The sequence below is a fragment of the Amycolatopsis sp. NPDC049252 genome (assembly GCF_043197175.1).
Taxonomy (GTDB): Bacteria; Actinomycetota; Actinomycetes; order Mycobacteriales; family Pseudonocardiaceae; genus Amycolatopsis.
The window spans coordinates 1-23,670 of the sequence record NZ_JBICSQ010000048.1 but is presented as its reverse complement, the minus strand read 5'-3'; the positions used below and the strand labels follow the sequence as shown (position 1 = coordinate 23,670).

Below are 23,670 nucleotides of genomic sequence, written 5' to 3'. Positions count from 1 at the left end.
CGATGGGGCCTTCACGGCTTTTGACCCTACGAAAGTCGGCGGGCGGGTGCGGCAGGATCTGGCCCATGCGTGTCGTGCGTGCGGTGGTTCTCGTGGTCGGTCTTCTGGTGGCGCTCGCGGTGCCGGCGTCCGCGTCCGGGCATCTGCCGAAGTGGGAGCTGAGCGCGACCGGCGTCACCGCCCAGTTCCGCGGCCTGTCGGCGGTCAGCGCCCGGGTCGCGTGGGTCAGCGGCACCCAGGGCACCGTGCTGCGCACCGTCGACGGCGGCCGGAGCTGGAAGTCCGTCGGCCCGCCGGACACCGGCACGCTCGAGTTCCGCGACGTCGAGGCCTTCGACGCCGACCACGCCGTGCTCCTTTCGATCGGCCCCGGCACCGACTCCCGCGTCTACCGGACCGACGACGCCGGCGCGCACTGGCGCCAGACCTTCCAGAACACCGACGCCGCCGCGTTCTACGACTGCCTCGCCTTCTTCGACCCGTGGCGCGGCCTGGCGATGAGCGACCCCGTGGACGGCAGGTTCCGGATGCAGGCCACCTTCGACGGCGGCCGCAGCTGGCGCCAGGTCCCCGACAGCGGCTTTCCGCCCGCCCTGCCCGGTGAGGCCGGGTTCGCCGCCAGCGGCCAGTGCGTCACCACCTCGGGCCCGTTCGACGCCTGGCTGGCCACCGGTGGCGGCGCCACGGCCCGCGTGCTGCACTCCGGCGACGGCGGCCGCCACTGGACGGCGTCGGCCACGCCGCTGCCGAGCAGCCCGTCGGCCGGCGTGTTCGCCCTCGCCTTCCGCACGCCGTGGCAGGGCGTCGCGATCGGCGGCGACTTCGCGAACCCGACGGCGCCCGGCCCCGCCGTGGCGCTGTCGTCGGACCGCGGCCGCACCTGGCGCACCCCGGGGCAGTACCCCGCCGGGTACCGCTCCGGGCTGGCCTGGCGCGGTGGCACGGTCCTCGCCGTCGGCCCCGGCGGCAGCGACCTCAGCCCGGACGGCGGGCGGCACTGGACGCCGTTCGACACCGGCAGCTTCGACAGCGTGGACTGCACCCCGCTGGGCAGCTGCTGGGCGTCCGGCACCAAGGGCCGCGTCGCCCGGCTGGGCTAGAGCACCTGCCCGGTCGGCCGGACCATGATCTCGTTGACGTCGACCGACGGCGGCTGCTGCAGCGCGTAGAGCACGGCCCGGGCGATGTCGTCCGGCACCAGCTGCGGCTTCTTGCGCTGCTCCTCGTTGAGGATGTCCGTGTCGGTGATCCCGGGCTGGATCAGCGTGACCCGCACGCCGGTGCCGACGGCCTCCTCGCGGATCGCCCCGGCCATGCCGGTGACCGCCCACTTCGTCACCGAGTACAGGCTCGCGTTGCGGATGTAGCGGCCGGCGACCGAGCCGGTGATCAGCAGGTGCCCCGTCGACTCCGCCAGCGCGGGCAGTACCGCGCGGGCGGTGTAGGCCGCGCCGAGCACGTTGACGCGGACCATCTCCTCCCACGCCGTCGGGTCGGGGTCGCCGGTGCCGAAGAACGACGTCCCGACGCCGATCCCGGCGTTGGCGAAGGCCGCGTCGAGCCGGCCGAACCTCCCGACGGTCTCGGCGACGGCGCCGGAGATGGCCGCCCAGTCGGCGACGTCGGCGCCCAGCGCCAGCGCCCGGTCTTCGCCGAGTTCGGCCGCGAGCGGCGCGACGGACTCGGCCTTGCGGGCCACGAGGGCGACCTTGAACCCGGACGCGGCGGCCAGCCGCGCGGTCGCGGCACCCAGGCCGCGGGAGGCACCGGTGATGAGGAGAACACGATCATCCATGCCCCCAGGCTAGGGAGAACTCACGGCGTCAGCACGAGACGGCCGCGCAGCCCGCCCGCGGCCAGCCGTTCGTGGGCCTCCACCGCGGAGGAGAGCGGCAGCACGCCGGCAACACGCGGGCGCAGTAGGCCGGTCGCGGTGAGGTCGGCGAGCCGTCCGCCGTCGGCGCGGATCCAGACGTGGCGCACGCGGATCCCGCGCAGGGGAAGCGGCGCGGCCCCGGCGGCGAAGGCGACGAACTCGCCGCCACCGCGGACGGCGTCGAGCGCGTCCAGCCCGAGCAACGCGGTGTCGAGGACGGCGTCGACCCCACGGGGACCAGGGCGCGCACGCGATCGGCGAGGTCCGGCCCGCGCGGGACGAACCGATCCGCCCCGAAATCCCGGACGGCGGCTTCGTCGGCCTCGGCCGCGACGGCGACGACAGGCAGTTTCCGGGCGTGCGCGAGGGTGACGGCGTACCCGCCGACCGCGCCCGCCGCGCCGGTGACCAGCAGCGCCCCGGTCGTCTCGACGAGGTCCAGGGCCTGCGCCGCGGTCAGCGCGTTGAGCGGCAGGGTCGCGGCTTCGACGGGGGAGAAGCCCGCCGGAGCCGGGGCGACGGCCGAGGTGTCCAGCACGATCTGCTCGGCGTAGGCGCCCAGCGGCGCGGCGATCCGGTCGCGCAGCCCGATCACGGCGTCGCCCACGCGGAAACCGGAGCCGGCCTCGACCACACCCGCGACGTCCCAGCCGAGGCCGAGCACCTCCCGCGGCGGGATCACCCCGGCTTCGGTCAGGATCCCGGACCGGGTCGCGGCGTCGACCGGGTTGACCGCGGCCGCCGCCACCCGGATCCGCACCTGACCGGGGCCCGGCTCCGGCACCGGGACGTCGGCGGGCTCGATCACTTCCGGGCCGCCGAACCGGCGGACCACCATCGCACGCATCTGTCGCTCCTTCGCGGGTCGAACCTTCCCCACGAACGTATGGGGAGCTACTCTCCAACGGGAAGTACGCACTGGCAGGTGCCCACCGCACCGTGACGATCCCCAGGGGAGGTTCACCCGTGCCCACCCGGACAGCGGAGCAGAAGCGCCTGGCCGAAAAGGCCGCCTACGACGCCTACCTCGCCGCCTGCCCCACCCGGAAGCTGCTCGACGAGATCGCCGGCAAATGGGTCAGCCTCGTCCTGGTCGCGCTCGGTGACGGCCCGATGCGCTACAGCGACCTTTCGCGGCGCATCGCCGGGGTCAGCCAGAAGATGCTCACCCAGACCCTGCGGGTGCTCGAACGCGACGGCCTGCTGCACCGCGAGGTGACCCCGGCGGTGCCCGTCCGCGTCGACTATTCCCTTACGCCGCTGGGGGAAAGCCTCCGCGCGCTGATGTCGGCGTTCAAGGACTGGGCCGAGGCCAACTTCGACGAGGTCAGCACCGCGCGCGCCGATTACGACGCGCGTACGCCGGACCTCACGATCGGGCCGGGCGGAGCGGGCTAGGCTCTACCGGGTGTCCACCGCACGCGCCGAACGGCTGGTCAATCTGGTGCTGGCCCTCCTGTCCACCCGGCAGTACCTCTCTGCCGAGCGGATTCGCGGCATCGTGCCCGGATACGGCGACGCGTCCAGTGACGACGCCTACTTCCGGATGTTCGAGCGGGACAAGACCGAGCTGCGCGAGCTGGGCATCCCGCTGGAGACCGGCCGCAACTCCGCCTTCGACGCCATCGAGGGCTACCGCATCGCCCGCCGCGACTACGAGCTCGGCGAGATCGACCTGGCCCCCGACGAAGCCGCCGCGGTCGCGCTGGCGTCCCGGCTGTGGGACTCCCCGGAGCTCACCGGGCAGGCCCAGGGCGCGCTGGTCAAGCTGCGCGCCGCCGGCCTCGAGGTCGACGACCAGGCCCGGACCGTCATCGAACCCCGCGTGCGCGCCGAACCGGCGTTCGGGCCGCTGCTCGCGGCGGTCCAGAGCGGCCAGGCCGTGCGCTTCGAATACCGCCGCAGCGGCTCACCGGAACGCATCATGCGCACCCTCGAACCCTGGGGCGTGGTGTCGTGGAAGGCCCGCTGGTACGTCGTCGGGCACGACCGCGACCGCGGCGCCACCCGCTGCTTCCGCCTCTCCCGCGTCACCGGCCAGGTGCGGCCCGTCGGGAAGCCCGGCGCCGTGCACCGCCCGGACGGCGTCAACCTGCTCCAGCTCGTGTCGGCCACCTCGGGGGACAGCGAGCCGGCCCCGGTCACCACCGCGCGGCTCTGGGTCGCCGACGGCCGCGCCGCCGGCGTCCGCCGCCGCGGCACCGTCATCGGGCGTTCCGCCGTCGACGGCCAGGAGGGCGACCTCGTCGAGATCGGGCTCCTCTTCCCGGAGTCGGCCGCCGACTGGATCACCGCGCAGGGCCCCGACGTCGTCGTGCTGGAGCCCGACGTCCTGGCCAAGACGGTGCAGGACCGGCTGGAGGCCGTCGTCGCCCGGCAGCAGCAGGGGAGTGTCCGATGAGCGGCTCCGGCGACCGGATGCCCCGGCTCCTGGCCCTCGTGCCCTACCTGCTCGCCCGGCCCGGGATCCGCGTCGACGAGGCCGCGCAGGACTTCGACGTCACGCCGAAGCAGCTGCGCAAGGACCTCGAGCTGCTCTGGATGTGCGGGCTGCCCGGCTACGGCCCCGGCGACCTGATCGACCTGTCCTTCGAGGGCGACACCATCGTCGTCACCCACGACGCCGGGATGAACCGGCCGCTGCGGCTCACCGGCGGCGAGGCGACCGCGCTGCTGGTCGCGCTGCGGGCGCTGGGGGAGACCCCGGGCGTGGTCGACGGCGACGCCGTGCGCCGGTCCATCGCCAAGATCGAGGCCGCCGCCGGACAGGCCCAGCCGGCCGGGGTGATCGTCGGCGGCGGGGTCCGCGAGGGCAAGAAGACCGCGCGGAACCGCGAGGAGGTCGCCCGCGCCCTGCGGGACGGGCGGGCGCTGCGGATCCGCTACTACACCGCGTCGAAGGACCAGATCACCGAGCGCACCGTCGACCCGATGAGGCTGCTCATCGTGCAGGCCGTCGGCTACCTCGAAGCCTGGTGCCGCCGCGCCGAGGGCGTCCGGCTGTTCCGGCTCGACCGGATCGACGAGCTGACCGTGCTCGACGAGCCGTCCCGCCCGCCCGCGCACGCCCACCCGACCGACATCTCCGAAGGTGTCTTTCGCGAGCGTCCCGATCAGCGGGAGGCCGTCCTCGTCCTCGACCCGGACGCACGCTGGGTAGCCGAGTACTACCCGTGCGAGGAGCTCGACGAGCTCGACGGCGGCCGCCTGCGGATCCGGATGCGCTACGCCGACCAGTCCTGGATGGTGCGCCTCGTGCTGGGCCTGGGCGGGGAAGCGCTGGTCGAAAGCCCGGCCGACCTGGCCTCCGACGTCGGCCGCCGGGCCGCCGACGCGGTGGCCCGAGCCCGTCACCTTCCGTCAACCTGCGACCACTAGGCTGACCGCGTGCCGTACCTGCCCACCGTCCTGCTCGCCGCCGCCGGCCTGCTGCTGCTCGTGTTCCTGCTGGTGCGCACCGCGCGGGTCTTGCGTGCTTTCAAGCAGACCGCAAGCATGGTGGCTACGAACACCCAGGACCGGGCCGGACTCGTCCGCGCCCGGTCGGCAGCGTTGCGCGTCGCGTTCGCGCAGCGCCGCCGGAACCCGGAAAACCAGTAACATCCCTACCAGACGCAGATAGGAGGCCACCATGCTGAACGGATTGCAGCCGTGGCATTTGATCATCTTGGTGCTCGTCGTCGTGCTGTTGTTCGGGGCCAAGAGGCTTCCCGACGCGGCCCGGTCCATCGGCAAGTCCATGAAGATCTTCAAGGCCGAGACCAAGGACCTCACCGGTGAGCACAAGGCCGCCGCGGCCGAAGACGCCGAGCCGGTCGAGACGAAGCAGATCCCGGCCACGCCCGTCGTCCCCGCCGCCCCGTCGGCCACCGACCAGCAGGTCGCGGACCTGCAGCGGCAGCTCGACGAGCTGAAGAAGCAGCAGCAGGCGCCGGCCGCCGAGCAAAAGAACGCCAGCTGAGCCAGCCCACCACCGGTCCCTGGTCCACGGAGCGCGTCTAGCCAGGCGCGCTCCGGCGGACACCGACGAGAACGGAAACCCCAGTGGCGGAAGCCGCCTCCGGAAACGGGGACAAGAGCGGCTCGAAGCGGCGCAAGCGCGGCCGCCGAGCCAACCCCGACGGCACGATGACGCTCATCGAGCACATCTACGAGTTCCGCCGTCGCCTCGGCCTGGCGCTGCTCGCCGTCGTCATCGGCGGGATCCTCGGGTTCATCTGGTTCGGCACCAAGGTCGGTCCGATCCCGTCTCTCGGAGACCTCGTCAAGGACCCGTACTGCGCGATCCCGCCGAGCCGGCGGCTCGACAGCGCGGCGGGGTGCCGGCTGCTGCAGACGGTGCCGTTCGAGGCCTTCATGACCCAGCTGAAGGTCGGCCTCGCGGCGGGCGCGGTGCTGCTCTCCCCGGCCTGGCTCTACCAGATCTGGGCGTTCATCGCCCCGGGCCTGTACACGAAGGAACGCCGCTACGCGCTGACGTTCGTCTCGTTCGCCTCGGTGCTGTTCGCCGCGGGCGCGGTGCTCGCCTACATCCTCTTCCCACACGCCCTGCAGCTGCTGATGGGCTTCGGGCAGGACGCGTTCGTCACCGCCCTCACCGCGGACAAGTACATTTCGTTCCTGCTGTCGCTGCTGATCATCTTCGGGATCAGTTTCGAGCTGCCGCTGCTGGTGGTCATGCTCAACCGCGTCGGCGTGGTCAAGTACACGCAGCTCAAGAAGTGGCGCCGCGGCATCGTGTTCGCGCTGTTCGTCTTCGCCGCGTTCGCCACGCCCGGCTCCGACCCGTTCTCGATGCTCGGGCTCGCCGCCGCGCTGACCGTGCTGTTCGAGATCTCCGTGCAGATGGCGCGGTTCCACGACCGCAAGAAGGACAAGCTCCGGTCCGAAGAGGGCTGGGACAAGCTGGCCGACGACGAGGCCGCACCGTTCGACTACACGCCGAGCAAGGTCGACGACGAGCCGTCCACGCCGACCACCTCCGGCGGCCGGTCGTCCGGCACCGACGACATCACGTAGTGGGGATCCACGCCGCGCTCGCCGTGCACCCGGCCTCGGGGCACGGCGCCGCCGCCCGGATCGCGGACACGGTCGCCGCGCGGCTCCGCACCGCCGTCGACCGGCTCGACGTCCTCGTGGCCAACACCGTCGAGGAGTCCCGCGCCCTGATGCGGACCTCGCACGACGCGGGCCTCGACGTCCTGATCGTGCTCGGCGGTGACGGCGCCGCGCACCAGGGGGTCCAGTTCTGCGCGAACCACGGCGTCGCGCTCGGCCTGGTCCCGGCGGGCACCGGCAACGACTTCGCCCGCGCCCTCGGTCTCCCTGGGGAGCCCCTGCCCGCGGTCGACGCGCTGGTGGCGGCCCTGCGCTCCGGCGCGCGCCGCCGGATCGACCTGGGCCGCGTCGGCGAGACGTGGTTCGCGACGGTGCTGTGCGCGGGCTTCGACGCGAGCGTCAACGAACGCGCCAACCGGATGCGCTGGCCGTCCGGGCCACGCCGCTACGATCTGGCGATCCTCGCCGAGCTGGCGGCCTTCCGCTCCCGGCCGGTGGCCATCGACACCGGCACCGGGCGCCTGGAACTCGACGCGACGCTGGTGGCGATCGGCAACACCCGGTTCTACGGCGGCGGCGTCCCGATCTGCCCCACGGCCGACCCCGAGGACGGCGTCTTCGACGTCACGGTCATCGGCCACGCGACCCGCCGCGGCCTGATCCGCATGCTCCCCGGCCTGCGCACCGGCAACCACGTCACCCACCCGGCCGTCCGCACCTTCCGGGCCGCCTCGGTCACCCTGACCGGCAACACCTGGCCGGCCTACGCCGACGGCGAGCCCCAGGGCACGGTCCCGGTGACGGTCAGCTGCGTCCCCGGCGCCCTGACGGTGCTGGCCGCTCAGTGACCTCCTAGCGTCGCGCGTCCAAGGGACGTTGACAGTGGCTTGGTAGCGCGGGGCTGAAGGCTGCGAGCCGGTTCCACGCGGAGATCGTCCGACTGGAGACGTGGCCGCGAGGCGACGATGGAGGATTTGGGACGTCGAGCGGCAACACACGACATTGGCGGGACTCAGTAGCCCCCGGCCTCGCCGACGAGCTCACGGAACCGCGTGGGCGCCATCAGCTGCCCCTGCGCCAGGTACACCCCGCCGCAGCGGTGGCAGAACCAGCCCTGCTGCCACAACGCCTGCGCGGCCGGGATACCGGCCCGGCGCCGCCGGTGCGCCCGCAGCCGCCGCACGTAGAGCCAGATCAGCGTCCCCATCCCGCCGAACACGGCCGCCGACGGCAGCGCCAGCAGCACGATCCCGAGCACCAGGGCACCCGTCCCGCCCGGCGGCGGGTCGTCGACCGCGGAGAACGGCAGCCACAGGAAACAGCTCCCGATCATCAGGAGCAGCACCATGCCCGCCACCAAGCCGCCGTTGCGGCGCCGGGGAGGGAAGGGGTCGAGCGCCCGCGCGACCCCGGTGACGGTCACCCCGGACACCTGGCTGCTCGTGTAGATGACCCCGTCGCCGGCCGGCACGGCCACCGTCGGGCCCTGGCCCCGGTAGTAGGAGTGCCCGCCGTAGTAGACCGCGGGCACGTGCTGGACCTGGTCCAGCTGCCCGCAGCTCGGACAGGGTGCGGTCATGGTGGCCTCCCTTCAGCCGCTCCGACGCCGAAACGGCGAAGCAGGTTCCCGCTGAGTGTGTATAACGACCTATACCACCGGGGTGGATTTGGGCCTCCAACCCGGGCAACGGCGGACAAACGGGCAACGACAGGGGCCGGACGACCACGTCACGCCACGCCGTCGGTCACGCCGCGTGCAAACTGTCGGTGGCATGTGGAACCCTGACGAGGTGGCCAGTAGCCCTTCTCCCTCCCCGGCCGAGGCCTATGCGGCCTCCGCACGCCGGGGGCAGTACCCCCAGCTGACCCGCTTCGCCGCGGAGTCCTCCTTCGAGTTCGACGACTTCCAGATCCGCGGGTGCGAAGCCCTCGAGGGCGGCCACGGTGTGCTCGTCTGCGCGCCCACCGGGGCGGGCAAGACGATCGTCGGCGAGTTCGCCGTGCACCTGGCGCTGGCCGAGGGACGCAAGTGCTTCTACACCACGCCGATCAAGGCGTTGTCGAACCAGAAGTACGGCGACCTCGTGGCGCGCTACGGCGCGGACGCGGTCGGCCTGCTCACCGGGGACACGTCGATCAACGGCAACGCGCAGGTGGTCGTGATGACCACCGAGGTGCTGCGGAACATGCTGTACGCCGGGTCTTCGACGATCACCGACCTCGGGTACGTCGTGATGGACGAGGTGCACTACCTGGCCGACCGGTTCCGCGGCGCGGTCTGGGAAGAGGTGATCCTGCACCTGCCGGAGCACGTCCGGGTGGTCGGGTTGTCGGCGACGGTCAGCAACGCCGAGGAGTTCGGCGAGTGGCTGGTCGAGGTCCGGGGTGACACGGCGGTGGTCGTCGACGAGCACCGTCCGGTGCCGCTGTGGCAGCACATGCTCGTCGGGAACCGGATGATGGACCTGTTCGCGGGTGAGGACGTCCACGCGCCCGGGACCGAGCTGCGGATCAATCCGACCCTGGTGCGCCGCACCGAGGAGATCGGCCGCCAGTACGCGCCCGCCGGCTTCCGCGGCCCGCGCGGGGCCCGCCGAGGCGGTCCCCGGATGCCGCGGTTCCGGCCACCGTCGCGGGTCGAGGTCGCGGAGCAGCTGGACCGGGCGGGGTTGCTGCCGGCGATCGTGTTCATCTTCTCGCGAGCCGGGTGTGACGCCGCCGTCAACCAGTGCGTCCGGTCGGGGCTGCGGCTCAACGGCCCCGACGAGATCGACGAGATCCGCCAGGTGATCGAGGACCGTACGTCGGACCTGCCCGAGGGTGACCTGGGTGTGCTCGGCTACTGGGAGTGGCGTGAGGCGCTCGAACGCGGCATCGCCGGTCACCACGCCGGGTTGCTGCCGGCGTTCAAGGAGACGGTCGAGGAGCTGTTCGTCCGGGGGCTGGTGAAGGTCGTGTTCGCGACCGAGACCCTCGCGCTCGGGATCAACATGCCCGCCCGGACCGTGGTGCTCGAACGGCTGGTCAAGTACAACGGCGAGGCGCACGTCGACCTGACGCCGGGGGAGTACACGCAGCTCACCGGCCGGGCCGGGCGCCGCGGTATCGACGTCGAGGGCCACGCCGTGGTGGCGTGGCAGCCGGGTGTCGATCCGAAGCAGGTCGCGGGGCTCGCCTCGACGCGGACTTACCCGCTGCGGTCGTCGTTCCGGCCCGGGTACAACATGGCCGTGAACCTGGTCGCCCAGGTCGGCGCCGAGCAGGCCCGTGACCTGCTGGAACAGTCGTTCGCGCAGTTCCAGGCCGACCGGTCGGTGGTGGGCACGGCCCGCCGGATCGAGCGGAACCGGGAAGCGCTCAAGGGCTACACGAACGCGGTGACCGGCGACTTCGACGAGATGCTCGAGTACGTCGAGCTGCGGGCCAAGATCTCGGCGCGGGAGAAGGCGCTGTCGCGGCAGAACACGGCCGTGCGCCGCGCCGGCACGGCCGAGTCGCTGGAGAAGCTGCGCAAGGGTGACGTCATCGCGGTGCCGGCGGGCCGTCGTGCCGGGCTGGCCGTGGTGGTCGACCCGGGGCTAGACCCGATCCGGGAGCCGCGGCCGGTCGTGGTGACCGAGGACCGCTGGTCGGGACCGTTGTCGGTGGCGGACTTCCCGGCGCCGGTCGAGGCGCTGGGGCGGATCAAGCTGCCCAAGCACATCGAGCTGCGTTCGCCGAAGACCCGTCGTGACATCGCGTCGACGCTGCGCAGTGCGGGGATTTCCTTGCCCGGCCGGCAGAAGCGGAGTTCGGGGGCCAATGAGGACGGTGAGCTGGCGGCGCTGCGGCGGGCCCTGCGGGCGCATCCGTGCCACGGGCTGGCCGAGCGGGAGGCGAACCTGCGCTGGGTCGAGCGGTACCAGCGGCTCGCCACCGAAACCGAGCAGCTGGAGCGGAAGGTCGCGGCGACCACGCACTCGCTGGCGCGGGCGTTCGACCGGATCCTCGCGTTGCTCGGGGAGCGCGGCTATCTCGGGCCGGAGACCGCCGGTGACGGCGAGGACCGGGTCACCGAGCACGGCCGCCGCCTGACCCGGCTCTACAGCGAGTCCGATCTGCTGGCCGCCGAGTGCATCCGGCACGGCGTGTGGGAGAAGCTCGGCCCGGCCGAGCTGGCCGCCGTCGTCTCGACGCTGGTCTTCGAGGCGCGCCGGGACACCGCGGGGGAGCCGCGGCTGCCCGGCGGTGCGGTTCCCGAGGCGTGGGAGGAGACCGCGCGGCTGTGGGTGGAGCTGACCGAGGACGAACGGCGGCATCGGCTCAACCGCACGCGTGAGCCCGACGCGGGGTTCGCGTGGCCGGTCTACCGCTGGGCGCGCGGTGAGTCGCTGGAGAAGGTGCTGACGGCGGCGGAGGCCAACGGTCAGGAGCTGTCGGCGGGTGACTTCGTGCGCTGGTCGCGTCAGGTGATCGACCTGCTCGACCAGATCCGGGACGTGCTGGGCAAGACCGACCGGGTCGGCGCGACGGCGGCCGAAGCGGTCAAGGCGCTGCGCCGCGGGGTTGTCGCCGCGGGTGCGGCGTGAGCTTGGTGTGAGGGCTGGTCCGGACGGCGCAGCGGGTGAGCGTGGACGCGTGTGCTCGGCTCGGACCTGTGGTTGGATCGGCCACGAACCGTGCGTACGCGGCTCGGCGGCGATATCGGGTTGGGCATGAGATGAACGAAGCAGGCGGAGGCAGACGATGAGCACGCCGTATGGCGGCAACGACCCACAGCAGCCCCAGTACGGGCAGCAGCCGGGCGGCGCGTACCCGCCGAGCGGCCCGCAGCAGCAGCCGCCGTACGACCCCAACCAGCAGCAGCAATGGGGTCAGCCGCAGCAGCCCCAGCAGTGGGGTCAGCAGCCCGGTGGTTACACCCCGCCGCAGCAGCCGCAGTGGGGCCAGCAGCCGCCGCCGTACGGGCAGCAGCCCGGCGGCGGGTACCCGCAGAGTGGCCCGCAGCAGCAGCCCCAGTACGGGCAGCAGCCCGGTGGGGCGTACCCGCAGAGCGGGCCGCAGCAGCAGCCGCAGTACGGGCAGCAGCCGCCCGCGCAGCCGGGCCAGTACGACTACGGGCAGCAGCAGTTCCCCGGCGCGACTCCCGCTCCGGAGGGGGAGAAGCCGGCGAAGTCCAAGAAGGGCCTGCTGATCGGCATCATCGTGTTGGTCGTGGTCGTCGCGGTGGTCGGCATTCTCGGCTTCGTCGCGCCCGGGTTCTTCAAGACGCAGGTCTTCAACAACACCCAGATGCAGACCGACGTGCAGAAGCTGCTGACCGACACGTACAAGATCGACGGCGTCACCGGCGTCACCTGCCCGGCCGAGCAGAAGGTCGAGGACGGCGCGAAGTTCGAGTGCACCGCCACGATCGCCGGGAAGCCGCAGCAGATCCCGATCACGGTGAAGGGCGACGGCGGCAACTACGAGGTGTCGCCACCCGCCGCGAAGTAGCTTCATCCCGTTCGGCCGAGGTCCGGTCACCGCGAATTTGCGGTGGCCGGATCTCGCTGTCTCCGGCGATGATCAGGGGCATGACCGACTTCGACATCCGGACGCTGCGCGAAGACGAGCACCGCGCGGCCGGCGACCTCTTCCGCGAGACCGTGCACGCAGCGCCCAGCAGTGACGCCGATTGGGAACGCGCCGGCCGGGCCTACCAGCCGGGTGGCACGATCGGGGCGTTCGACCCCGCCTTCATCGGGACGGCACGGTCGTTCGACGCCGCTTTGACGGTGCCCGGCGGTGCCCGGTTGCCGCTGGCCGGGGTCACCGGCGTCGGGGTGCGCGCCGACCGGACCCGGCGCGGTGTGCTGCGCGCGATGATGACCACCCAGCTCGAGGACTTCGCCGCGCGTGATGTCGTGTTCGCGAACCTGGGCGCCTCCGAGGCCGGCATCTACGGGCGGTTCGGGTACGGCCTGGCGACGCGGTGCCGCACCTACAGCGTCGACCGGCACCGCGCGCGGCTGCGCCCGGATCTCCCGTTCGGCGGTGAGATCGAGCTGCTGACGCTGGACGACGCCGTGGCGGCCCTGCCCGGCGTTTACGAGCGTCTCGAGCACCGGCCCGGGATGATGACCCGGCCGGAGGTGCTGTGGCGGCTGTACGAGAGCCAAGCCCGTCGCGCGACCGATGTGGTGAAGAGCGTCGTGCACCACGGCGCGGACGGGCCGGACGGTTACGTCAGCTACTCGATCGGCGGCCTGCACACCCACCCGTGGACCAAGACCCTCGAAGTGTTCGACATGTTCGCCGGCACGCCGGCCGCGTTCGCCGGGCTGTGGCGGTTCCTGCTGGGCATCGACCTGGTCGACAAGATCGTCACCGCGGGACGGCCGCTCGACGAGCCGGTGGAGCTGATCCTCGCCGACCACCGCCGCGGCAACGTCGACCGGGTGGGTGACGAGCACTGGCTGCGGCTCGTCGACGTCCCGAAGGCTCTCGCCGCCCGCGAGTACGGCCACGCGGCGCCCGTGGTCATCGAGGTCGCGGACCCGTTGCTGCCCGCGAACACCGGCACCTACCGGATCACCGCCGACGGTGCCGAGCGCACGGGTGAACCGGCCGCGCTCGCCCTCGACGTCACCACGCTGGCGATGCTGTACCTGGGGACCTGGCGGGCGTCGGCGCTGGCGACCGCGGGCCGGATCGAGGTCCGCGATCCGGCCGCCCTCGTGGCCGCCGACGCCCTCTTCGGCACGCGCGTCCAGTCCTGGTGCGGTACCTTTTTCTGAGCCGCATCGCCGGGGGTGAGCACCGTGACCAGGCGTTTCCTCGTTTTCCTCGCCCTCTGCTGCGTGCTTGCGGCCTGCGGCTCGGCGGCCGAGCCGGTCCCGGCGCCGGTGCTGCCGAGCCGGAGCACGGCGGCGCCCACCGGCGCGCCGGTACGGGTGCTCGACCCGGCCGCGGTCGGCGCCGGGGTGCGGAAGATCCTCCTGGACAGCTTCCGGATCACCGGCGTCGAAGGGGTGACCTGTCCCGCGGGTCAGCCGGTCGTCATCGGCCGGGCGTTCGCCTGCACCGCGCGGATCGGCGGGACGGCGAAACGTGTCCCGGTCACCGTCCTGGGTACCGACGGCCGCTACCGGGTGGACCCGCCGGGCTGAAAACGGGATGCCGGAGCGCGGACGTCCCGGCATCATCGGGCCCATGACCGCCTTCGACGTCCGTCCCATCACCGAAGCCGAGCGCCGCAGCACGTTCGACCTGCTCGGCCGGTCGCTGCACAGCAACCGGGTCAGCGACGAGGACTGGTCCCGCTACGGGGAGTCCTGGCCGGCCGGGCACAAGTTCGCCGCGTTCGACGGCGACGTCCCGATCGGCATCACCAGCTCCTACGAGACCGAGATGGCCGTGCCGGGCGGGCGCGCGCTCGGTGTCGCCGCGGTCGACGGGGTGGGGGTGCGCGCCGACTGGACCCGTCGCGGGGTGTTCAGCGCGATGATGGCCGCGCAGCTGGCCGACGTCGCCGCGCGCGGCCTGCCGCTGGCCGCGCTGCACGCCAGCGAGCCGACCATCTACGGCCGGTTCGGCTACGGCTCCGCGGCGCTCGGCAAGACCGTGTGGATCGACCGGCCCGCGGCGCGCCTGCACGAGCGCGTCCCGGCGGCCGGGCGGGTCCGGATGCTCACCCCGGCCGAGGCCGTGAAGGAGATTCCCGGGCTGTACCAGCGGATCGGGCTGCACCGGGCCGGCATGATGGGCCGCCCGGACGTGTGGTGGCCGATCTCCCACGACCGGCTCGCCGGCCCGGACGGCGACCACGTCACGGTCGTCCACAGTGGACCGGACGGCGACGACGGATTCGCGGTGTACGGCACCGTCGACCGCCGGACCCCGGAGTCGCCGGACAAGGGCGCCATGCTGAAGGTCCGCGAGCTGCACGCGGCCGACCCGGTCGCCCGCGCCGCCCTGTGGCGGTTCCTGCTGTCGGTGGACCTGGTCTCCGGCATCCGCGCGCGGTACCGCCCGGTCGACGAGCCGCTCGCGCCGATGATGGCCGACCATCGCCACGCCCTCACGACCGACGTCGAGGACGACCTGTGGGTGCGCCTGGTCGACGTCGAGACCGCCCTCGGGGCCCGGACTTACCGCGACGCCGCACCGGTGGTCCTCGCCGTGGCCGACCGGACGCTGCCGGCCAACACGGGGCACTACGAGGTCGGCCCGTCGGGCGCCCGCCGCACGGAAGCCGAGGCGCACCTGACCCTGGACGCCGACACCCTGGCGATGGTGTACCTGGGGGAGTGGAGCGCGACGGCGCTGGCCGAGGCGGGCCGGATCACGGCCCACGACCCGGCGGCGCTCGCCCGGGCGGACGAGCTGTTCACCACGGTCACCGCGCCGTGGTGCGGCACCTACTTCTAGCCGCCGGGGTCACAGTGGTGGTCGCCGCTGGAATCGTGGGCAGATGAGGCGCCAGCGCCGGTGCGACCGGGCCGTTCGCGACCGATTCGGCACGGCCGGGTCGTTCGCGCGGCACTCGGTCGGGCACGAAAGGGCCGCTCGTGCGCCGGAACGTGGCTCGGCCCGAGAGGCTTCGAATCCGGGGCGGCTCCGCGATCTCGGCCGCGTACTTTCAGGCGCCGGGAGCGGGCTCGCCGCTCTGCCCCGGCCGGCCCCCGCCCGTGGGGAAGCTTCCGGCTGGCGACATGGGCGGGAGGTGTCGATGGAGGATTCCGGACATCCGATGTCCGGAATCCTCCATCGACGAACGCCGGCGGCCCCGCTCAGCAAAGTCGCGGCGCTAGGCGCCCGGCAACGCCTTCAGCAGCCGTTCGATCGAATTACCCAGGTTCCACCGCTCCGCCAGCTCGGCGACCCGGTCCGGGTCCGCGGGCGAAGTCGGCACCGCGTCGGGGCGGGACTGCTCGACCGGTGCGTCGACCGCGACGCGGACCACCGTCGGCGCCACCGCCAGGTAGTCGGCCGCGTCGGCCAGCCGCAGGCGGGTCTTGAGGGGGACCCGGTTGTCGCTCGCCGCGGAGGCCTTCAAGAGCGCGTCGAGGGAGCCGAACTCCGTGATGAGCTTGGCCGCGGTCTTCTCGCCGATCCCGGCGACGCCCGGCAGCCCGTCCGAGGGGTCGCCGCGCATCATGGACATGTCCGCGTACGCCGGGCCGGCCGTCTCGCGGGGGAGGCTGTAGCGCTCGGCGATTTCGTCGGGGCCCAGCTGTTCGGCCTTCGCCCAGCCCTTGCCGACGTAGATCACCGACGTGGGGGTCGGCTTGGTGCGCACCAGCTGGAACAGGTCGCGGTCGCCGGTGATCACCTCGACCGCGTCGGTCTTCTCGCGGTGGGCCAGCGCGCCGATGACGTCGTCGGCCTCGTAGCCGGCCGCCTCCGCGGTGGCGAAGCCGAACGCCTCCAGGACGTCGAGGATGATCGGCACCTGCGGGGTGAGGGTGTCGGGGACCTCTTCGACGTCGGGGTCGGCGCCGGTGGTCTCCTCGGCCACGCGGTGGGCCTTGTAGCTGGGCAGGAGATCGGTCCGGAACTTCGGCCGCCAGTCCGCGTCCAGGCAGCACACCAGCCGCGACGGGTGCCGGTCGGTGAGGATCCGCGCGATCGTGTCGGTGAACCCGCGCACGGCGTTCACCTGGGTGCCGTCGGCGGCCCGCATCGAATCGGGCAGAGCGAAGAACGAACGGAAGTACAGGCTCGCGGAGTCGAGCAGCGCAAGGGGTCCGGTCACCCGCACAGCCTCCCACGCACCCGCCGGTGTGCCGTAGCGCTCGGGTCCGGCATGTCGCGGGCCCGGGCGAGTGGATCACCGGGACGGCCCGGCTAGGCTCGTCCCATGTCGCGCCGTTCCCTGCACACGCCCGCCCCCGACGCCGCAGCCCTCCGCGCCCGCCTGGACCGCGCCCGCACCGCCGCGGCCGCCGCGGACACCGACGCCCTGCTGATCGCGCCCGGTTCCGACCTGCGCTACCTGATCGGCCAGGCCGGCGGCTCGTTCGAGCGCCTCACCACCCTCGTCGTCCCGGCCGACGGCACGCCCGCGCTGGTCGTGCCGAAGCTGGAGGCGCCCGGCTACGCCGACGTGCCGACCGACGAGCTCGGCGTCGACCTGCTGACCTGGGTGGACGGCGACGACCCGTACAAGCTCGTCGCGGACCGGCTCGGCAAGGCCGGCCGCGTCGCGGTCAGCGACTTCACTCCGGCCCTGCACGTGCTGGCCCTGCGCGCGGCGCTCGGCGAGGCCGAGCAGACGCTGGCCGGCCCGGTCGTGCGCGAGCTGCGGATGCGCAAGGACGCCGCCGAGATCGCGTCCCTGCGCGACGCCGGCGCGGCCATCGACCGGGTGCAAGCCCGCGTCCACGAGTGGCTGCGAGCCGGGCGCACCGAGGCCGAGGTCGGCGCGGACATCGCCGCGGCGATCGTGGCGGAGGGGCACGTCCAGGCGGACTTCGTGATCGTCGGCTCCGGCCCGAACGGCGCCAGCCCGCACCACGACGTCTCCGACCGCGTCATCGAAAAGGGTGACGTCGTGGTCGTCGACATCGGCGGCCCGCTCCCGGCCGGGTACAACTCCGACTCCACCCGCACCTACGCCGTCGGCGAGCCGCGCGACGCCGACGTCGCCGAGACGTACGCGGTGCTGCAGCGTGCCCAGGCCGCCTCGGTCGCCTCGGTCAAGCCGGGTGTCACGGCCGAGCAGGTCGACGCCGCCGCGCGCGACGTCATCACCGAGGCCGGGTTCGGCGAGTACTTCATCCACCGCACCGGGCACGGCATCGGCCTGGACGTGCACGAGGAGCCCTACATCATCGCGGGCAACACGCTGCCGCTGGAGCCGGGCATGGCCTTCAGCGTCGAGCCGGGCATCTACCAGCCGGGCCGCTGGGGCGCCCGCATCGAGGACATCGTGATCGTCACCGCCGACGGCGTCGAGTCCGTCAACAACCAGCCGCACGAACTCGTCGTGCTGGACGCATGACCACCGGTGGCCTGGAGCCGCTCGACCAGTCGATCGTCGAGGAACTCGCGGCCGACGGGCGCCGCAGCTTCACCGACCTCGCCGAACGCGTCGGGCTTTCGGTGTCCGCGGTGCACCAGCGGGTGCGCCGCCTCGAGCAGCGCGGTGTCATCCTCGGGTACACCGCGCGGCTCGACGGCGAGCAGATCGGGCTGCCGCTGACGGCCCTGATCTCGCTGACGCCGAACGACCCGGGCGCGCCCGACGACTACCCGCAGCGGATCCAGCACATCAAGGAGATCGAGTCCTGCTACTCGGTGGCCGGCGACGAGTCCTACATCCTGCTGGTGCGCGTCCAGTCGCCGCTGGCGCTGGAAGACCTGCTGCGCCGGATCCGGGAGGCCGCGAAGGTGTCCACTCGCACCACGGTGGTGCTCTCTACGCCGTTCGAGGGACGTTCGCCTACGTTCTGACACCGGCGGGGTGGCCGGTCACCGGGGCACTGGTACGGTAAAAGGTATGGCAACACGTAAGGTGACTCTTTCGCTGGACAGCGGCGCCTTGGATTTCGCCGAACGAGCCGCGAAAGCACACGGGATCTCGGTCTCGTCCTGGCTGTCGAAGGCGGCCCGGCGCGAGGCGGTACGCACGGGCTACACCCCGCAGAAGCCGGAGCCGGCCACCGCGGAGTTCGACGAGGCCGAGCGCAGCGCGGCGGAAAAGGATCTGCGTGCGCAGGGGTGAAGTCTGGACGTACCACCCCCCGACCGATCCGGCCCGGCAACGCACCGTGGTGCTGCTGTCCTCGGACGGGGTGAACGAGTCCGAGCGCCCCTGGCTGCTCGGCACCGAACTGCTCGACCGCGACCCCCAGGACATCCTCGGCGTGGCGATCGACGCCCGCTACTGGGTGTCGACGCTGAACCTCACGCGGCTCTACCGCCCGTGGTTCGACGAGCGCCTCGCGGAGATCGACCAGGAGGTCCAGGAGCGCATCGACATCGCGCTCCGCGCCGCCCTCGACCTCTGACACCGGGGTAGGGGAGCGCCTTACTGAAGGCCTTCGCGCCTCCGAGCAGGGGAGTTCCTGAGCTGTGCCCCGCGTCGAGATCCCGACGCGAAGCCTGAACCGGCGCGGTCGGTCGTCTCCTTAAGTGTATAACGCCCTATACGGCCCGGCGTTAGTTGAAAACCAATTAGTTCCGTAAGGCAATCGCGCCACCTCACAAACAAAGCGACAGACGGCGGGGGTCAGCGGGCCACGACCTCCGGGACCGGGTGGAGTTTGCTGTCGGCGCCCGCCAGGCAGGACGCGTTGCCTTCGCGGCTGGCCATGAACTCCGTGAGGCAGTTCGCGATCGCCGTGTGGCCGGCGGCGTTGGGGTGGAACGACTCCTGCAGCGCGTGGCCGGCCCGGTCGGACTGCCCGAGGTCGGCGAGCTGGAGGGTCAGGCGCGTGAACCACTCCGTCGCGGGGTTGGCGCCGCCGCTGCACGCTTCGTGTTTCACACCGGCCTTCGCGAGGTCCAGGAACCGGGCGCCGGTCCGCTGGGCCGCGGTCTTGATGCCGGAGGACAGGACGCCGATGCCGGTCTGGGAGATCCAGCGCAGGTCCTCCACCCGGAACGGGCAGCCGTTGAGGCTGCGCAGCTCCTCGGGGACGTCCGGGCCGATCGGGGCGGCGTAGGACTGCAGGATCAGCTGGTAGTCCGCGGGCACGTAGCCCGCCTGGGCCAGTACTTTCTTGACGTCGGCGACGGCGGCGGTCACCTTCGGGACCATGGCGTCCACTTTGGACTGCCAGCTCTGCTTGAGCGCGTCGCTGCACGGCGGGCCGCCGGGGCTGAACCACGCCTTGAAGCAGTCGGTGACCTGGTTGGAGAACTTCGGGTCGTCGTTCGCGCCGACGGCGATGACCACGGCGGCGACGCGGTGGTCCTTGACCAGGGCTGCGAGCTGCTGCGCCTGCGATCCCTCGGTCCACTGCTTGACGCCGCCGAGGGCGACCTGTTCGGCGGGCGCGCCGGAGCAGGCGAGGTTGACGTGGGCGGTGATGCCGGGGACGGCGATCTTCTCGACGAAGGCGTTGGGGGAGCGGTGGCACCAGTCGCCGCCTTGGCCGTTGGTGGCGGGTGTGTACTGGCCGGCGCCTTCGCCGGAGGCGGTGCTGTCGCCCATGGCGACGACGGTGAGGGGGCCGGTGCCCGGCGGTCCTTGGCGGGGCTGGGGTTGCCCGGGTTTGCTTTCGGAGCCGAAGAAGGCGAAGAGGCCCACGAGCAGGGCCACGCTGACGAGGACCAGTGCCCCCCAGTACCACCGAAGTCGTCGCATCTCGGCTGATTCTACGGATCAGGTGCCGGGTTCCGGTGTTGGACACCGTGCGTGACCGGTCACACGGGGACCCAGGTGCGGGCCAGTCCGACGAGGGATTTCGTGAGGGCGTCAGGGCTGAGTTCGCGGTCGCGCAGCCAGTGCCGGACCTGTTCGGCCGAGAGGGCGGCGAGGAGGACGTCGGCGGCGATCTCCGGGTCGGTGGCGCCGCCGGTTTCGAGCAGGTGGCGGCAGTGGCTGCGCCAGAGGGTGTGGGCGCCGGTGCGGAAGCGGGCGCCGGTCGTGGCGGTCTCGGACAGCAGGACGAGGTCGAGTTGCCGGTCCAGGAGTTCGAGGTAGGCCTCGATGAACGCGGCGAGCCGGTCGGCGGGTGCGGCGTCGGGGCCCAGTGGGGGTGGGCCGGTGAGGATCCGTTGCTGTAGTTCGGTTTCCCGTTCGTCGAGCAGGGCCATGGCGAGTCCGCCTTTGTCGCCGAAGCGGCGGTAGAGCGTGCCTTTGCCGACTCCGGCGGCGGCCGCGACGTCGTCCATGGTGACGGCGTCGACGCCGCGTTCGGCGAAGAGGGTTTCGGCGGCGGTGAGGGCCCGGATCCGGTTGCGCGCGGCGTCGGCGCGTTCGCGTACGGGCGCGCCGAGCACCGGGAGTTCGGTCGGCGTTGACGAAGCGGACTCTGGTCCGCTAACGTTCGAAGACATAAGCGGACTCTAGTCCGAATTCTGGTCCGGCGGAAGCCGACACCCTCCCGAGGAGCATCGTCATGCCTGATCTGCTGCACATTTCCGCGTCCCCACGTGGGGAAGAGTCCCAGTCGCTGCGTCTGGCAGCTACTTTCCTGGACACCTACCGCGAGGTCCATCCCGGCGCCGAGATCGACGAGTGGGACCTCTGGGACGGTTCGCTGCCCGAGTTCGGGCCGGCTGCGGCGGGCGCCAAGATGACGGTGTTCGGTGGCGGCACGCCGCAGGGTGAGCAGGCCGTGGCGTGGCAGGCGGCCCGTGAAGCGTTCGCCCGGTTCGACGCCGCCGACCGGATCCTGTTCAGCGTGCCGATGTGGAACTCGGGTGTGCCGTACGTGCTCAAGCAGTTCGTGGACGTCGTGTCCCAGCCCGGCTGGGTGTTCGGGGTCGACGCCGTGACCGGGTACGAGCACCTGCTGGCCGGGCGGGGCAAGCGCGCCGCGGTCGTCTACACGAGCGCGGTCTGGGGGCCGGGGCTCGGGCGGGAGTTCGGGGACGACTTCCAGGCGCCGTTCTTCACCGGCTGGCTCAACTGGACGGGCATCGACGACGTCACGGAGATCCGGTTCCACCCCACGCTGACCGGTGACGCGGCGGAGCCGGCCCGGGTCGCGCACGAGGCCGCCCGGGACGCGGCGAAGACGTTCTAGCCGGCTTCGGTCAGGTCGGTGGTGGCGGCGAGTTCGACGGCGACGTCGGTGATGGTGCGCCGGGCCGGGTTGTCGTTGCCGGGCAACCAGACCAGCTCGGTCCGGGCGATGTCGCCGTCCAGGGGCACGAAGGCCACGCCGGTGCGCCGGAGGCTGTGGGACGAGCGGGTGAGCCGGGTGACGCCGACCCCGGCGGCGACGAGGCCGAGCAGGCCCTGCACGGTCGCGGCGCGTTGCACGACGCGCGGGGTGTAGCCGGCGGTGGCGAAGTCGTCGTCGTAGCTGCGGTGCCAGGGTTCCCAGCTGCTGCGGGGGGTCAGCACCCACGGCTCGTCCGCGAGATCGGCGAGGGTCAGGGTCGTGCGGTCCGCCAGGGGATGGTCTTCGGGGAGGACCGCGCACACCTCTTCGGTCATCAGAGTTCGTGACGCGAGGCCGTCGACCAGGGGTGGCCGGGTGAAGGCCAGGTCGAAGCGGTGCTCGCGCAGGCCGTCGACGAGGTCGGCGATCGAGGCCTCGGCGGTGTGGACTTCGAGGCCGGGGAACCGTTCGCGGGCGGCGCGGACCACGGGTGGCAGCAGGTAGTTCGCCGTGGTGGTGAGGAACGCGAGCCGGACGCGGCCGATCTCCCCGCGCACCGCCCGGCCCAGCGTCGCGACGGCGTCGTCGGCGCGGGCCAGTACCGCGCGGGCTTCGGGGAGGAAGAGTGCGCCGACGGCGGTGAGCCGGGTGCCGCGGGCGTCGCGGTCGAACAACCGCGCGCCGAGGGTCCGTTCGAGCACCGTGATCTGCTGGGAGAGGGACTGCTGGGCGATGTGGAGGCCGGCGGCGGCGCGGGTGAAGCTGGTTTCGTCGGCGACGGCGACGAAGTAGCGCAGCTGCCGCAGCTCGGGGGTCACAGGCTCTGACTGTAGCTGTGGCAGTGGATCGGTGTTGGCGGTGTGTGCGTGATCGTCCCGAGGATGGAGGGAGGAAACGCACTGGGAGGAACACGCAGATGACGAACACCGACGGCCGCGTCTGGCTGATCACCGGCTGCTCTTCCGGCTTCGGCCGGGAGGTGGCGCTGGCCGCCCTCGCCGCCGGCGACCGGGTACTGGCCACGGCCCGGCGGCCGGAAACCTTGGCGGACCTGGAAGAAGCGGGCGGGGACCGGGTCCGGACGGCGGCCTTGGACGTCACCGACGCCGGTCAGGTCGACGCCGCGGTGAAGCTCGCGCTCGAGACGTTCGGGCGGATCGACGTCGTGGTCAACAACGCGGGCAACGGCTCGGTCGGCGCGGTCGAGGAACTCACGATGGCCGAGCTGCGGGCGCTGATGGAGGTGATGTTCTTCGGCGCGGTCGAGGTGACCAAGGCGGTGGTGCCGCACCTGCGTGCGCAGGGCAGCGGCACGATCGTGCAGATCAGCTCGATGGGCGGGCAGCTGTCGATGCCCGGTTTCGGGGCGTACTGCGCGGCGAAGTTCGCGCTGGAGGGGCTGTCGGAGGCGCTGGCGGCGGAGGTGGCGCCGTTCGGGGTGCGGGTGCTGATCGTCGAGCCCGGTGCGTTCCGCACCGAGTTCGGCGGTGGCCGGATGCACCGCTCGCGCACGATCGACGCCTACGCGGTGTCGACGTCGGGTACCCGCGACGCCGTCGAGGCCATGGACGGCTCGCAGCCGGGCGACCCGGCGAAGGCGGCCGCGGCGATCGTCCGGGCCGTGACCAGCGACGACGCCCCGCTGCGGCTGGCACTCGGCACGGACGCCGTCGAAGCGATCCGAGGCCACCACGAGTCCCTGGCTGCGGACCTGGCCGCCTGGGAGGACGTCAGCCGTTCGACCGCCCTGGCGTAAGCCGTGAATGTCGCATTGAGGGACTCTGAGTCCCTCAATGCGACATTCACGGACTTCAGTCGAGCAGGGCGGTCAGGACGCCGTCGAGGAGGCGGACGCGGCGGTCGGCGATGCGGTGGACCTCGTGGTCGTGGGTGGCGACGATGACGGCCGCCCCTTCCGTCGCGCAGCGGCGCAGCAGCTTCAGGACGCGGGGAGTGCTGCCGGCGTCGAGGTGCGCGGTCGGCTCGTCGGTG

25 protein-coding genes and 2 pseudogenes are annotated in these 23,670 nt (G+C 72.4%); 19 read left to right on the top strand and 8 right to left on the bottom strand.

Features of this window, described 5'->3' with window-relative positions; translation table 11 throughout:
* Positions 1 to 74 precede the first annotated feature (74 nt).
* Positions 75 to 1,100: a WD40/YVTN/BNR-like repeat-containing protein gene (locus tag ACGFMK_RS33650; protein WP_392771978.1), complete on the top strand. Its 1,026-nt coding sequence runs from the start codon at positions 75 to 77 to the stop codon at positions 1,098 to 1,100.
* On the opposite strand, the gene ACGFMK_RS33645 is transcribed toward ACGFMK_RS33650, so the two are convergent.
* Both ACGFMK_RS33645 and ACGFMK_RS33640 read right to left on the bottom strand, forming a co-directional pair.
* Positions 1,097 to 1,795, bottom strand: coding sequence for an SDR family oxidoreductase (locus ACGFMK_RS33645; protein WP_392771890.1), 699 nt, complete (start codon positions 1,793 to 1,795; stop codon positions 1,097 to 1,099). The genes ACGFMK_RS33650 and ACGFMK_RS33645 overlap by 4 nt on opposite strands.
* Before the next feature lie 20 nt (positions 1,796 to 1,815).
* Positions 1,816 to 2,723 (bottom strand): annotated as a pseudogene (locus tag ACGFMK_RS33640) (NADP-dependent oxidoreductase).
* 119 nt (positions 2,724 to 2,842) lie between these two features.
* On the opposite strand from ACGFMK_RS33640, the gene ACGFMK_RS33635 reads away from it, so the two are divergent.
* The 7 genes from ACGFMK_RS33635 to ACGFMK_RS33605 all read left to right on the top strand — a co-directional run bounded on the left by ACGFMK_RS33635 (position 2,843) and on the right by ACGFMK_RS33605 (position 7,782).
* Entirely contained in the window at positions 2,843 to 3,274 is a 432-nt protein-coding gene (locus tag ACGFMK_RS33635; RefSeq protein WP_392771887.1) for a winged helix-turn-helix transcriptional regulator, read from the top strand.
* A 10-nt stretch (positions 3,275 to 3,284) separates the two neighbouring features.
* Positions 3,285 to 4,277, top strand: coding sequence for a helix-turn-helix transcriptional regulator (locus ACGFMK_RS33630; protein ID WP_392771884.1), 993 nt, complete (start codon positions 3,285 to 3,287; stop codon positions 4,275 to 4,277).
* Positions 4,274 to 5,254, top strand: coding sequence for a WYL domain-containing protein (locus ACGFMK_RS33625; protein ID WP_323328306.1), 981 nt, complete (start codon positions 4,274 to 4,276; stop codon positions 5,252 to 5,254). The genes ACGFMK_RS33630 and ACGFMK_RS33625 overlap by 4 nt, the downstream gene beginning before the upstream one ends.
* Before the next feature lie 9 nt (positions 5,255 to 5,263).
* Complete coding sequence (locus ACGFMK_RS33620) at positions 5,264 to 5,476, top strand: bacteriophage holin (protein WP_392771881.1); 213 nt, start codon at positions 5,264 to 5,266, stop codon at positions 5,474 to 5,476.
* A gap of 31 nt (positions 5,477 to 5,507) precedes the next feature.
* Positions 5,508 to 5,837, top strand: a complete 330-nt coding sequence (tatA, locus tag ACGFMK_RS33615; protein ID WP_392771879.1) for a Sec-independent protein translocase subunit TatA — start codon at positions 5,508 to 5,510, stop codon at positions 5,835 to 5,837.
* Positions 5,838 to 5,920: 83 nt separating this feature from the next.
* Complete coding sequence (tatC, locus tag ACGFMK_RS33610) at positions 5,921 to 6,895, top strand: twin-arginine translocase subunit TatC (protein WP_392771877.1); 975 nt, start codon at positions 5,921 to 5,923, stop codon at positions 6,893 to 6,895.
* Positions 6,895 to 7,782, top strand: coding sequence for a diacylglycerol/lipid kinase family protein (locus ACGFMK_RS33605; RefSeq protein WP_392771875.1), 888 nt, complete (start codon positions 6,895 to 6,897; stop codon positions 7,780 to 7,782). Before tatC ends, ACGFMK_RS33605 begins: the two co-directional genes overlap by 1 nt.
* 164 nt (positions 7,783 to 7,946) lie before the next feature.
* Here ACGFMK_RS33605 and ACGFMK_RS33600 read toward each other — a convergent pair whose 3' ends face one another.
* Positions 7,947 to 8,513 (bottom strand): hypothetical protein, encoded by a 567-nt coding sequence (locus ACGFMK_RS33600; RefSeq protein WP_392771872.1) that lies wholly within the window; start codon positions 8,511 to 8,513, stop codon positions 7,947 to 7,949.
* Between the two features lie 211 nt (positions 8,514 to 8,724).
* On the opposite strand from ACGFMK_RS33600, the gene ACGFMK_RS33595 reads away from it, so the two are divergent.
* From ACGFMK_RS33595 to ACGFMK_RS33575, 5 genes are all read left to right on the top strand, one after another.
* Complete coding sequence (locus ACGFMK_RS33595) at positions 8,725 to 11,502, top strand: DEAD/DEAH box helicase (protein ID WP_392771870.1); 2,778 nt, start codon at positions 8,725 to 8,727, stop codon at positions 11,500 to 11,502.
* A gap of 157 nt (positions 11,503 to 11,659) precedes the next feature.
* Positions 11,660 to 12,409: a DUF4333 domain-containing protein gene (locus ACGFMK_RS33590; RefSeq protein WP_392771869.1), complete on the top strand. Its 750-nt coding sequence runs from the start codon at positions 11,660 to 11,662 to the stop codon at positions 12,407 to 12,409.
* 80 nt (positions 12,410 to 12,489) lie between these two features.
* Positions 12,490 to 13,692 (top strand): GNAT family N-acetyltransferase, encoded by a 1,203-nt coding sequence (locus tag ACGFMK_RS33585; protein ID WP_392771866.1) that lies wholly within the window; start codon positions 12,490 to 12,492, stop codon positions 13,690 to 13,692.
* A gap of 24 nt (positions 13,693 to 13,716) precedes the next feature.
* Positions 13,717 to 14,064 carry a DUF4333 domain-containing protein gene (locus tag ACGFMK_RS33580; protein ID WP_392771863.1) on the top strand — a complete coding sequence of 116 codons (348 nt, stop codon included), beginning with the start codon at positions 13,717 to 13,719 and terminating at the stop codon, positions 14,062 to 14,064.
* A gap of 43 nt (positions 14,065 to 14,107) precedes the next feature.
* On the top strand, positions 14,108 to 15,325 hold the full coding sequence (locus ACGFMK_RS33575) for a GNAT family N-acetyltransferase (RefSeq protein ID WP_392771861.1): 1,218 nt from the start codon (positions 14,108 to 14,110) through the stop codon (positions 15,323 to 15,325).
* Between the two features lie 379 nt (positions 15,326 to 15,704).
* Here the strand turns inward: ACGFMK_RS33575 and ACGFMK_RS33570 are convergent, their stop codons facing one another.
* A complete protein-coding gene (locus ACGFMK_RS33570) occupies positions 15,705 to 16,652 on the bottom strand; it encodes a 5'-3' exonuclease H3TH domain-containing protein (protein WP_392771858.1) in 948 nt (315 codons plus the stop codon).
* A 105-nt stretch (positions 16,653 to 16,757) separates the two neighbouring features.
* Between ACGFMK_RS33570 and ACGFMK_RS33565 the strand changes: the two genes are divergently transcribed.
* The 4 genes from ACGFMK_RS33565 to ACGFMK_RS33550 are packed head-to-tail and all read left to right on the top strand — an operon-like array spanning position 16,758 to position 18,909.
* A complete protein-coding gene (locus ACGFMK_RS33565) occupies positions 16,758 to 17,900 on the top strand; it encodes a M24 family metallopeptidase (RefSeq protein ID WP_392771856.1) in 1,143 nt (380 codons plus the stop codon).
* Positions 17,897 to 18,352 (top strand): Lrp/AsnC family transcriptional regulator, encoded by a 456-nt coding sequence (locus ACGFMK_RS33560; RefSeq protein ID WP_247051868.1) that lies wholly within the window; start codon positions 17,897 to 17,899, stop codon positions 18,350 to 18,352. Before ACGFMK_RS33565 ends, ACGFMK_RS33560 begins: the two co-directional genes overlap by 4 nt.
* A gap of 46 nt (positions 18,353 to 18,398) precedes the next feature.
* Positions 18,399 to 18,623: a hypothetical protein gene (locus ACGFMK_RS33555; RefSeq protein ID WP_323328284.1), complete on the top strand. Its 225-nt coding sequence runs from the start codon at positions 18,399 to 18,401 to the stop codon at positions 18,621 to 18,623.
* Positions 18,610 to 18,909, top strand: coding sequence for a hypothetical protein (locus tag ACGFMK_RS33550; protein ID WP_247051866.1), 300 nt, complete (start codon positions 18,610 to 18,612; stop codon positions 18,907 to 18,909). Before ACGFMK_RS33555 ends, ACGFMK_RS33550 begins: the two co-directional genes overlap by 14 nt.
* Before the next feature lie 221 nt (positions 18,910 to 19,130).
* Here the strand turns inward: ACGFMK_RS33550 and ACGFMK_RS33545 are convergent, their stop codons facing one another.
* Complete coding sequence (locus ACGFMK_RS33545; RefSeq protein ID WP_392771853.1) at positions 19,131 to 20,210, bottom strand: GDSL-type esterase/lipase family protein; 1,080 nt, start codon at positions 20,208 to 20,210, stop codon at positions 19,131 to 19,133.
* A 59-nt stretch (positions 20,211 to 20,269) separates the two neighbouring features.
* Positions 20,270 to 20,905: a TetR/AcrR family transcriptional regulator gene (locus ACGFMK_RS33540; RefSeq protein ID WP_392771850.1), complete on the bottom strand. Its 636-nt coding sequence runs from the start codon at positions 20,903 to 20,905 to the stop codon at positions 20,270 to 20,272.
* A gap of 62 nt (positions 20,906 to 20,967) precedes the next feature.
* Here ACGFMK_RS33540 and ACGFMK_RS33535 point away from each other — a divergent pair, with 62 nt between their 5' ends.
* Positions 20,968 to 21,597 (top strand): FMN-dependent NADH-azoreductase, encoded by a 630-nt coding sequence (locus ACGFMK_RS33535; RefSeq protein WP_392771848.1) that lies wholly within the window; start codon positions 20,968 to 20,970, stop codon positions 21,595 to 21,597.
* Here ACGFMK_RS33535 and ACGFMK_RS33530 read toward each other — a convergent pair.
* Positions 21,594 to 22,496 (bottom strand): LysR family transcriptional regulator, encoded by a 903-nt coding sequence (locus tag ACGFMK_RS33530; RefSeq protein ID WP_392771845.1) that lies wholly within the window; start codon positions 22,494 to 22,496, stop codon positions 21,594 to 21,596. The genes ACGFMK_RS33535 and ACGFMK_RS33530 overlap by 4 nt on opposite strands.
* Before the next feature lie 98 nt (positions 22,497 to 22,594).
* Between ACGFMK_RS33530 and ACGFMK_RS33525 the strand changes: the two genes are divergently transcribed.
* A complete protein-coding gene (locus ACGFMK_RS33525) occupies positions 22,595 to 23,434 on the top strand; it encodes an oxidoreductase (RefSeq protein WP_392771843.1) in 840 nt (279 codons plus the stop codon).
* A gap of 55 nt (positions 23,435 to 23,489) precedes the next feature.
* Here the strand turns inward: ACGFMK_RS33525 and ACGFMK_RS33520 are convergent.
* Positions 23,490 to 23,670, bottom strand: a pseudogene (locus ACGFMK_RS33520) (ABC transporter ATP-binding protein); the annotation flags it as partial.

Excerpts from the sequence above, each read along its gene's own strand:
- ACGFMK_RS33645 (WP_392771890.1), bottom strand. The coding sequence starts at position 1,795 with ATGGATGATCGTGTTCTCCTCATCACCGGTGCCTCCCGCGGCCTGGGT.
- ACGFMK_RS33625 (WP_323328306.1), top strand. The coding sequence starts at position 4,274 with ATGAGCGGCTCCGGCGACCGGATGCCCCGGCTCCTGGCCCTCGTGCCC.
- tatA (WP_392771879.1), top strand. The coding sequence starts at position 5,508 with ATGCTGAACGGATTGCAGCCGTGGCATTTGATCATCTTGGTGCTCGTC.
- ACGFMK_RS33600 (WP_392771872.1), bottom strand. The coding sequence starts at position 8,513 with ATGACCGCACCCTGTCCGAGCTGCGGGCAGCTGGACCAGGTCCAGCAC.
- ACGFMK_RS33590 (WP_392771869.1), top strand. The coding sequence starts at position 11,660 with ATGAGCACGCCGTATGGCGGCAACGACCCACAGCAGCCCCAGTACGGG.
- ACGFMK_RS33585 (WP_392771866.1), top strand. The coding sequence starts at position 12,490 with ATGACCGACTTCGACATCCGGACGCTGCGCGAAGACGAGCACCGCGCG.
- ACGFMK_RS33575 (WP_392771861.1), top strand. The coding sequence starts at position 14,108 with ATGACCGCCTTCGACGTCCGTCCCATCACCGAAGCCGAGCGCCGCAGC.
- ACGFMK_RS33565 (WP_392771856.1), top strand. The coding sequence starts at position 16,758 with ATGTCGCGCCGTTCCCTGCACACGCCCGCCCCCGACGCCGCAGCCCTC.
- ACGFMK_RS33560 (WP_247051868.1), top strand. The coding sequence starts at position 17,897 with ATGACCACCGGTGGCCTGGAGCCGCTCGACCAGTCGATCGTCGAGGAA.
- ACGFMK_RS33555 (WP_323328284.1), top strand. The coding sequence starts at position 18,399 with ATGGCAACACGTAAGGTGACTCTTTCGCTGGACAGCGGCGCCTTGGAT.
- ACGFMK_RS33545 (WP_392771853.1), bottom strand. The coding sequence starts at position 20,210 with ATGCGACGACTTCGGTGGTACTGGGGGGCACTGGTCCTCGTCAGCGTG.
- ACGFMK_RS33540 (WP_392771850.1), bottom strand. The coding sequence starts at position 20,905 with ATGTCTTCGAACGTTAGCGGACCAGAGTCCGCTTCGTCAACGCCGACC.
- ACGFMK_RS33535 (WP_392771848.1), top strand. The coding sequence starts at position 20,968 with ATGCCTGATCTGCTGCACATTTCCGCGTCCCCACGTGGGGAAGAGTCC.
- ACGFMK_RS33525 (WP_392771843.1), top strand. The coding sequence starts at position 22,595 with ATGACGAACACCGACGGCCGCGTCTGGCTGATCACCGGCTGCTCTTCC.